This is a genomic window from Acinetobacter sp. YH01018 (assembly GCF_013420295.1).
Classification (GTDB): Bacteria; Pseudomonadota; Gammaproteobacteria; order Pseudomonadales; family Moraxellaceae; genus Acinetobacter.
Window position 1 is genome coordinate 1 of sequence record NZ_VOYL01000072.1, and the last position, 8,655, is coordinate 8,655.

General features: G+C 38.6%; 9 protein-coding genes and 1 pseudogene. 5 read left to right on the top strand and 5 right to left on the bottom strand.

All coding sequences use genetic code 11. The features are described from left to right. The coding region (locus FTT83_RS14835; RefSeq protein ID WP_180176805.1) for a replication initiation protein at positions 1-853 on the bottom strand (853 nt) is incomplete at its 3' end. Between the two features lie 682 nt (positions 854-1,535). Then, a complete protein-coding gene (gene tet(39), locus FTT83_RS14840) occupies positions 1,536-2,723 on the bottom strand; it encodes a tetracycline efflux MFS transporter Tet(39) (protein ID WP_065996278.1) in 1,188 nt (395 codons plus the stop codon). Positions 2,724-2,788: 65 nt separating this feature from the next. Between tet(39) and FTT83_RS14845 the strand changes: the two genes are divergently transcribed. From FTT83_RS14845 to FTT83_RS14865, 5 genes are all read left to right on the top strand, one after another. After that, positions 2,789-3,430: a TetR/AcrR family transcriptional regulator C-terminal domain-containing protein gene (locus tag FTT83_RS14845; protein ID WP_004787586.1), complete on the top strand. Its 642-nt coding sequence runs from the start codon at positions 2,789-2,791 to the stop codon at positions 3,428-3,430. A gap of 323 nt (positions 3,431-3,753) precedes the next feature. Continuing rightward, the gene (locus tag FTT83_RS14850; protein WP_004787583.1) at positions 3,754-4,050 is read left to right on the top strand and encodes a type II toxin-antitoxin system RelE/ParE family toxin; all 297 of its coding nucleotides are present in this window, start codon (positions 3,754-3,756) and stop codon (positions 4,048-4,050) included. Between the two features lie 3 nt (positions 4,051-4,053). Continuing rightward, positions 4,054-4,344, top strand: a complete 291-nt coding sequence (locus FTT83_RS14855) for an addiction module antidote protein (RefSeq protein WP_004787581.1) — start codon at positions 4,054-4,056, stop codon at positions 4,342-4,344. A gap of 132 nt (positions 4,345-4,476) precedes the next feature. Beyond that, entirely contained in the window at positions 4,477-4,725 is a 249-nt protein-coding gene (locus FTT83_RS14860) for a type II toxin-antitoxin system HicA family toxin (protein WP_068912612.1), read from the top strand. Beyond that, positions 4,722-5,054: a type II toxin-antitoxin system HicB family antitoxin gene (locus FTT83_RS14865; RefSeq protein ID WP_180176806.1), complete on the top strand. Its 333-nt coding sequence runs from the start codon at positions 4,722-4,724 to the stop codon at positions 5,052-5,054. The genes FTT83_RS14860 and FTT83_RS14865 overlap by 4 nt, the downstream gene beginning before the upstream one ends. Before the next feature lie 99 nt (positions 5,055-5,153). Here the strand turns inward: FTT83_RS14865 and FTT83_RS14870 are convergent, their stop codons facing one another. From FTT83_RS14870 to FTT83_RS14880, 3 genes and pseudogenes are all read right to left on the bottom strand, one after another. After that, on the bottom strand, positions 5,154-7,670 hold the full coding sequence (locus FTT83_RS14870; RefSeq protein WP_180176807.1) for a relaxase/mobilization nuclease domain-containing protein: 2,517 nt from the start codon (positions 7,668-7,670) through the stop codon (positions 5,154-5,156). Continuing rightward, positions 7,660-8,148: a plasmid mobilization relaxosome protein MobC gene (gene mobC / locus FTT83_RS14875; RefSeq protein ID WP_180176808.1), complete on the bottom strand. Its 489-nt coding sequence runs from the start codon at positions 8,146-8,148 to the stop codon at positions 7,660-7,662. Before mobC ends, FTT83_RS14870 begins: the two co-directional genes overlap by 11 nt. Positions 8,149-8,361: 213 nt before the next feature. After that, a pseudogene (locus FTT83_RS14880) lies at positions 8,362-8,655 on the bottom strand (replication initiation protein); the annotation flags it as partial.

An 8,655-nucleotide genomic window follows, 5' to 3' on the forward strand; every position in this document is an offset into this window, starting at 1 on the left:
TTACTCTATGCTCTAAATCGCTCAAATTTGCGTTTTTAGGATGTTTAGCTAAGTTAGCAGGGATTTCTACGGTTTTTTGCTTAGAGTCGCTAGAATCGCAGTTTTGTGACGTTTTATTTGATTTTTTCCCTTTGTCTGCTTTTAAGAATTTTTTATCTTGGAAACTTAGGACGATACTTGTGATCTTCCGTCCTGTTTTCTTGGTTTCAATTGTAAGCTTGTAAGGGCTGTATTGATTGATTTCCTTAGTTGCTTGGTCAATCACCCATCGTTTTAGATCCGCCCATACTGGATATTTATTCTGTAGCTGGAACATCCAGCGTAGATCCTCAAGACTAATCTCACGTTTTCCAGTGCTTCTATACTGCATCATCAGCTCATAAAAACGGATGGCATAAGTACTAGTCATGCCAACGATATCGGATTCTAGGTATTTTGTGAATTCGGTACTGAGATTAGATAAAAATGGCAGGATAGGGGCTGAAAAGCGAATGGAAAGCTCCCCTGACTTCGTTTCTCGCTTTTGTTGAATCCATCTGAAAGACGTTGATTCATCCATATCTCTAAGTACGATAGATCGATCATACAGGCGGTTTAGCGCTTCTTTTATGTTGGTGTAAAAAATATTGGCATCTCCGCCAAGCTTGACGACCGTTTCAATCGAAATTGGGTAAAGCACATCATCTGAGACTTCTTGCCCTTTTGGAATTTGAGCTATGACGCTGAGGATTAGCCGCTGTTCAAGCGTGGTCAGTGTGTAGGAGGCTTCGACCACTTGGTTTGATTTCACAACAAGATTATTTTTAGCCATCTTTTTAGCTTTAGATTTATTGAATACTATTGAGTCTTTCATATTGCTACATAGTTGTCAATTATATGCAGATATCCCTCCATAGTTAGCAGATATCCCTCCATAGTTAAGCAGATATCCCTCCATAGTTAGCAGATATCCCTCCATAGTTAGCAGATATCCCTCCATAGTTAAGCTCTGAAACGCTTGCTATCAAAGGCTATAAAAGGACGTAAAAGTCTTTAAAAGTATTAAAATAATAAAAAGAAAATTTTTATGAAAATTGCCCTATGTTTTCGCTAAAGCTCAAACTTTTTTAACTCCACTTCGTTACGTCAGAGGGCAATTTTAGCAAATAGCATCTAAAATTTTAAAAAAGCAAAAGCTCCAAAGTTCGCACCCTTCGGGATGCTCTGTATCTTTCGTTATTAAGCTAAGGGGAGTGTGTAATCAGGGAAAAGGCAAGGCCGAAATTTTTATGATGCTCAATCGCTCGTAGACACTCGCTCGGTTCTGACTGGAATGATTAAAATATCTAATCAAAACCGTGGAACATTGTTCACTTATTAAGCGTGGAACGTGAAAAATCATAAAAAAAGCCCAACTTGGGGAAGATGGGCTATAAACTTTGAAATAAGTGTATGAATTTAAAGGTTAATTATAACACGTTTCGTATAAGGTGTATTATGTTAATTTTAGATAAACTATAGAATCCATTAGTTTTTAAACCAATAAATTAAATATTTTATGGAACTCCAGAATATTTATTCAGGCGATACTTAAGCAATAAGGGTAGGGTGATTACATAAAGTATTGCAGCTAATGCCCATACCATTCCAGGAGCTGATGCCTGAGTCATAAAATAGAGGCTAGTAACTAATACAGGACCAATTATAGCCCCCAGACTATTAAAACTGCTTAATAGCCCTTGTAATTCACCTTGTCTTTCATCACTAATACCTCTGGACATCATTGCTTGCAAAGCAGGAACGGCTACTCCACCAAGGGCAAACAATGGTAACAACGCAAAAGGCACCCATTCTTCAACAGCAATAGATAAAAGAAGTAAACCAATTGCATCGCAAGCTATTCCACATAACAACGTATTTTTCTCTCCAAACCTCTTTACCATAGGGGCGATAGCAAAAGCCTGTGCAATAGAATGGCATATTCCATAACTAGCAAGGGAAACACCTGCAATAAATATACTCCAGCCATAACGATCCTGCCCATAGATAACCCATAAAGTTGCGGGGACTTGTGAAACCAATGTGATAATTAAAAAGATACCAAGCAATGGAGCCATATTAGGTTGAGTGATCAAATAGGATAATTTCTTTAATATTGATTGCTCCTGAACCTTCTCAGTCATTTTATTGCTGTGTTTTGATTCTTTTAATAAGACTGCTGTCATTATTAAATTAATCCCATTCATAAAAGCAGCAGCAAAGAACGGTGCATGTAAGTTCCATTCACCCAAAACTCCACCTATTACCGGACCCGCTATAAACCCAATACCAAAGACAGCTCCAAGGAGACCAAACCTTTTTGCACGCTCATGGGCTGGAGTAATATCTGAAACATAAGCTGTTGCAACAGCCATGTTGGCACCTGTAATTCCCGCAAAAATACGACCAATATATAGCCACAATAGAGAAGGAGCAGCAGCCATTAGGAGATAATCAGCCGTTGCACCAGCAATTGAAATAATTAATACAGGTCGACGTCCAAATCGGTCACTCAACGCTCCAAGGATAGGTGTAAAAATGAACTGCATCAGAGCATACACAGCTAATAAAGCACCATAGTGAACACCGCCTGCTTCAGCTCCAGCCAATGACCGTAATAATTCAGGCAAGATCGGCATAATTAAACCAATCCCAACAGCATCCAGAAATATAGTGATTAAAATCACGCTCAATGATTTCTTCACAAATGCCTTCTCTAGCAATGATAGAATTAATATTCTCTCACACACTCCCTATCAGTGATAGATTTATGAGTAAAAAAGATATTGCACCTCAACGTCTGACACGTGAAATAGTCCTGCGTACCGCATTGGATATGTTGAATGAAGAAGGCATAGATTCAATAACCACACGCAAGCTAGCTCAACGATTGGGTATTAAATCTCCAACTCTATATTGGCATTTCAAGAATAAATCCTTGTTAATGGAAGCAATGGCGGAAACCATTATAAATGAACACCATTTAGTTTCTTTACCCATCGATGGGATGACATGGCAAGATTGGTTGCTCGCTAATTCTGTAAGCTTTCGTCGAGCACTACTAGCTTACCGTGATGGTGCTCGTCTACATGCAAGAACTAGCCCCAGTCAAGGACATTTCAACACGATTGAGGCCCAAGTTGCGCTGTTATCTCATGCTGGGTTTTCTCCTGTTGAAGCAGTTGCATTACTTATGACATTAGGAAGGTTTATTGTTGGGTGGGTCCTTGAGGAGCAGCAAGAAGAAATAAGATCAGACCCACCATTCGAAGCCGATCCAACTATATATCCACTCATGCTCCAAGGAGTGAATACCTTACAAAATATGAATGCGGATGACATTTTTGAAAATGGGATTCGTATGGTGATTATCGGTGCTGAAAGACAACTTGATATTAAAATGCAAACTTAACTCTATACTGCTTTAAGCAACTGTTCTATTTAGTAATAAAGCTTTTATCCTTAATTATTTAACATAATAGAGCTTATACGAAACGCAATTTAAAATATTATTGTTTTTCATATAGTTATAAAATTTTGACTGACTTCAAAAACAGTAAAAAGCCGACTTAGAAACAAGTCGGCTTTTTTATGAGCAGGTTTGATACCTTTTGCCAAGAACATAGGTTATTAAATAATCAATTGATAAAATATATTCTTATTATTTCATTTACTCATAAAATATATTCATTATAATGTTGTGTATTCGATCGAATACAATAAAGAGGAACTTTCATGACCGAGATTAAACGTCTCCCTGAATTTGATGAATGGCTAGATAGCATTAAAGACAGTATGACCCGTCTTAAACTGAATCGAAGATTAGATAAGGTTCAGCGTGGTAATTGGGGCGATGTAAAGCATCTTCAAGAAGGTGTTTGGGAAATGCGAGAGTTCTTCGGACCAGGTTGGCGCATGTATTACATCAAACATGGTGATGTAATCATTGTGATGCTTGGAGGTGGTGATAAATCTACACAGCAAAAGGATATAGAACGAGCTGTTGATTTATCAAAATCTTTAGAGGATTGAAAAATGGTTAAAATAGCTGATCTACCTAGCTTTGACATGGCAGAAGCACTTAAGAGTGAAGAAGATATTGTAATGTATCTTAATATGGTTCTTGAAGAGAATGACCCTGCTGAACTAGCTCATGCACTTGGTGTAATTGCTAAAGCTCGTGGTATGACTCAAATCGCTAAAGAAGCAGGAATTGGACGTGAAGCACTTTACAAAGCACTCCGTCAAGATTCAGCACCTCGTTTTGATACGATTAATCGTGTAGTAAATGCTTTAGGTCTAAAACTAACTGTGCAGAATGCATAACTATTAATAAAATTTTGTCTAAGTTCCATCTTATTTAACATAAAATCTCTTATACGAAATTGCAACTATGGATAGTTGCAATTTTTATTTAAAAGTAACTATACTTAGTTGCAGTAATGGTAGGGTTAAAGTATGGGTAAAACGGAAAAGTTACTAGAAAGATTCGGAAATGCAAAAAATACATTTCCGTATAAGGATTTAGTCGTTTTACTGAATCAGCTCGGCTATGAAAAGTTTGAAATGGCAGGCTCTCGTGTCCGTTTTTTTAATGCAAAAACTGAACACATGATTTTACTGCACAGGCCACATCCTGAAAATGAAATCAAAGGTGGAGCATTGAAAGCTGTGAAACAGGCACTCAAGCAGGAGAGATTTTTATGAGCTACTTAAAATACAAAGGCTATCTTGGTACGATTGAACCTGATCTCGAAACAGGCGAATTGTTTGGAAAACTTGCGTTTATCCGTGATCTCATCACCTATGAAGCAGAAACATTAAAAGCACTTGAGCAAGCTTTTAAAGAATCTGTAGATGGCTATTTAGAATCTTGTACTGAACTAGGTAAAAAACCTGATCAGCCATTTAAAGGCACGTTTAATGTGCGTATTAGCCCTGAAATGCACCGTAAAGCTGTTTTAGCATCAAGTAATTCTCTTAACTCCTTTGTCAGTGATGCGATTCAAGAAAAATTAATGCGTTTAGGTGCTTAACCTATCTTCGCTCGATGCTTTGAAATATGGCTTTAGCCATTTTTCAAAGTCGGGCAAGAGATGATAGATATTTGTTCAGTAAATCATTGTTGATATTTACTAAAAATCTAAATCATTGTTTGGCTGTGGCTTGTGATCTTGTTCATAGATCTGTTGAGAAATATTGCGTTTAGGGGATGGGTTTTTGATCTCGTGAATATGACTATTGATGCTCTCAAAACTCTTTAAACACGCTTGATATGATTCTCTTTGCTGTTTTAAATGGTCATTTTGAGGCTCTAAAATCTTCTCACATTGCAGATATTTCAGCATTTGATTGTCGTTTTTGATTATTTTCTCAAATTTATCGTATTCCCATTCGTGGATATTTGAACGTGCACGGCTAATGTACGTTTCTAAATTTTTAGATTTTTTCTGTATATAATCAATCAACTGTAGTGGTTTTTTGTTGTTATAGGCTTCCTGTTGCTTGTTGCATAGTTCTTTGTGATTACCAACGTAATCGGGGTAATAACCGTCACTTCGCAAGTAACTGAAATTCGTAGCCGGTTTTGGCTTGAGTCGAATTTCCGCTACTGTGGTTTCTAGTCGTTCAAGTTGTTGATTAACGCTATTAATCTTTCTACAGTTTCCCCAAGCGTATTGATCTGCTCGCTTTGCGTCTCCAAATCTTCGTAAAAGTTGGTTGGTACTTTCAATTGCAAGATTTTCGAGAGTGCCTTCTCGATGTCTGTCTGCTGTGTGCCAATGGTCATTTGAATTTGTTCTAACTCGACCTTCACCAAGTCGCTGACAGCGCTGTTTAAATCCAGTTGATTCAATGCTCTCGCTAATTGCGTTTGTAATTGGGTTTTCAAGTTTTCCTGAAATGTTTGCTGTAACTGCTCCGAAAAGTTGCCCTGCTCGATTTTGGATAGCTCGATTTTGAGTGCCGAGATCAAGGCTTGTTGTGCCTGTTTCTCCGATTGCAAAATGCTGATTTTGTCCTGTAATTCTTGCTCTACTTCGCTGTAGCCGGTCAAGATGGTCTTTAATGAATCGACTTGTTGACTCAAAACCTTGTTTTGCTCGGCTAACAAGTTGTTTTGTTGCATCAATAAGCTGTTTTGCTCTGTCAAATAATGGTCGATTTCGGTCTGCATGCCTTATCTCCGTAGACTGTTCAAATAGTTGATTTGGCTTGTGATCGTTTGTGCGTTCTGTTGAATCATTTGCTTTTGTGCTTCGATTGTTTTTAGGTTGGCTCGTGCTTGAAAGGCGAAATAAAAACTGATTAAAAGCATCAACACTGAAAATATCACTATCCCCAGTAGTCCGTGAAATGCTCTCTGGCTGTTCAATTTCTCCGTGATCAGCGTTTGTATATTGCTCTCTATCTGTTCGCTTTGGTTCGCTATTGCTTGCTGTATTTGGGATTGAATGCTCTTTTGTAGACTTGGTTTGTCTATCGAAATGCTCTGCAACTGGCTGTTGATGTGGTTCTGTAGAGCCTGAATTGATATTGAAAACGAATCTATGCTCGATTTCACTTTTGATATTTCCGCAATATCTATATTCGCTAGTTTTGCTTGGAGTGCTTCTATTTGCTCCATATAGCTCGTTGTTAGTGTTTTTATTGCTTGTGGTGATAGATTCTCTATCTCGGTCAAAATCGAGCTTAGGTGCGATTCTAGGGCTATAGTCGTCTGCTGTACCTTTCGCAAAAGCGTAGTGCTGTTGATTATAGGCTTCTCGCTTTGCCCGATAAGTTGCTCGAAGTTGATCAGCGTCAGTGAGAGCTGCTGCAAGCTCGTTTGCAGTTGGTCGGCTTTCTGCTTCTGCTCTGAGACGCTCTGAATAAAGTCCAATTTCGAATTGTTCATGATAAAAATCGCCTGAAAGTCTATGTTTTTTGCCATTATTGAGAGTGACAGTTACGGTTTGTTGTGCTCGGACTGATGCCACACCTTCCAGTTGCTCGATACAATTCACAATTTCGGCTCTATTTTTTACTGTTTGTGTTTTTAAAAGAGTTTTGACGTAATTATCTATTACCTTGCAAAACTGTGATTTTGTTAGGTTTGTGAGATCTTGCTCATTAAGAATTTTTTTTGCTTGGGCGTTCAGCTTGGCAATGTGATTCGGCTCTTGTGTGGTCTGCATTAAAAGCAAGTCATCAGGACGTGACCATTGATATTTTGTGTTGAAAAAGTCCCGTAGTGAGTCGAAATGTTTCTCATGCCCTGGGGGCGCAATATTGAGTGATTTCCCGCTTTCTAAGTCGATCCGTGGCGTTAAGACATGAATATGCTTCGAGCCATCGTCATCAGTATGTAAAACGGCAAAAAGGTGGTGCTGCGATTGCTCTAGTCCTGCGAATGCATGTTTTTCAAAGTCGTCTAAGACTTCTTTGATCTGCTCGTCTGTAGGTTCATCGTCTTTTGACCATGCAATCACGCCACTGGTGTATTTCCATAGGTGAGGGCTTGAGTCACAAATGGCGTTGAACGTGGTTGCATCCCCTTTTAAAACTTCGATGCCTGCACGGACGTTGCCTAGGTGGTCTAGTTTATCGAGTAAATATGCAGATGCTTTTGCAGGACTGCCCTTTCCATGATCGAGGAATTTAATATGCACTTTCGTCTTCCTCTGCTAGTTGGATTGAAGACAGCCTTTTTTTAAGCCGTTCAGGACTTTGCCGACTGATTTTAGGCAGGGCAGGGAAAATTTTTTCTAGCTCGGTTTGGATGCCTTTTAAAACAAGCAACACGCTAAAAATATCTAGCTTTCGCTGTTCTTGCTGATCAGCATTTTTGATGATGTTTAATGCCCTTGCGATTTGGTTCAGGTTGTTGCCAATTTTAGCTAGCTCAAGCAATAAAGCTGGATCGGTTTTTTGGTAGCGTTTAATCACTTCGACTACTGTTTTAATTTTTGTTCTTGTGGGTTTTATTTCGTGTTGGGTCTGTTGAACGGTAACGGCATCTTGCATAACTTCACGTTGAATCAGGGAGTGAATGAAGTCTGTAAAAGTCGTACCCTCTTTTTCGAGGTGCTTCTCCAGTTGCTCTAGCTGTAACTCGGTGAGTCTGAAAATTTTATTTTTACTTCGTATACTCACCGCACATCTCCTTAACAGGCTTTGGTTTTGCTTTTAAGTCAATCATGTTGACTTGCCCATCTGTGATGGGCTACGGGTCTTAGGGTGGAACCCTAACAAGTCCCTGTATATCGAAAAACCGAAGGTTTTTTGTATATACAGGTAGGCTTGCTTAACTCATTTAAATATAAAATCATGATAGCACGAAATTAAAAAAACAGCCTATTTCTACTCGATAACTACGCCCATTTCTTGGAGTTTTGATTCCCAAATTTCGACTATATCTTCGCTTGTGATTTCTGTTTTAATACGTTTTATCATGTCCATACCAGACTCACTACCCTGTTTAAAACGATCTGATAGCCCATTTCTCATTATTTCGCCTGTGATGCGGCTTACTCTATGCTCTAAATCGCTCAAATTTGCGTTTTTAGGATGTTTAGCTAAGTTAGCAGGGATTTCTACGGTTTTTTGCTTAGAGTCGCTAGAATCGCAGTTTTGTGACGTTTTATTTGATTTTTT

Excerpts from the sequence above, each read along its gene's own strand:
- FTT83_RS14845 (WP_004787586.1), top strand. The coding sequence starts at position 2,789 with ATGAGTAAAAAAGATATTGCACCTCAACGTCTGACACGTGAAATAGTC.
- FTT83_RS14850 (WP_004787583.1), top strand. The coding sequence starts at position 3,754 with ATGACCGAGATTAAACGTCTCCCTGAATTTGATGAATGGCTAGATAGC.
- FTT83_RS14855 (WP_004787581.1), top strand. The coding sequence starts at position 4,054 with ATGGTTAAAATAGCTGATCTACCTAGCTTTGACATGGCAGAAGCACTT.
- FTT83_RS14860 (WP_068912612.1), top strand. The coding sequence starts at position 4,477 with ATGGGTAAAACGGAAAAGTTACTAGAAAGATTCGGAAATGCAAAAAAT.
- FTT83_RS14865 (WP_180176806.1), top strand. The coding sequence starts at position 4,722 with ATGAGCTACTTAAAATACAAAGGCTATCTTGGTACGATTGAACCTGAT.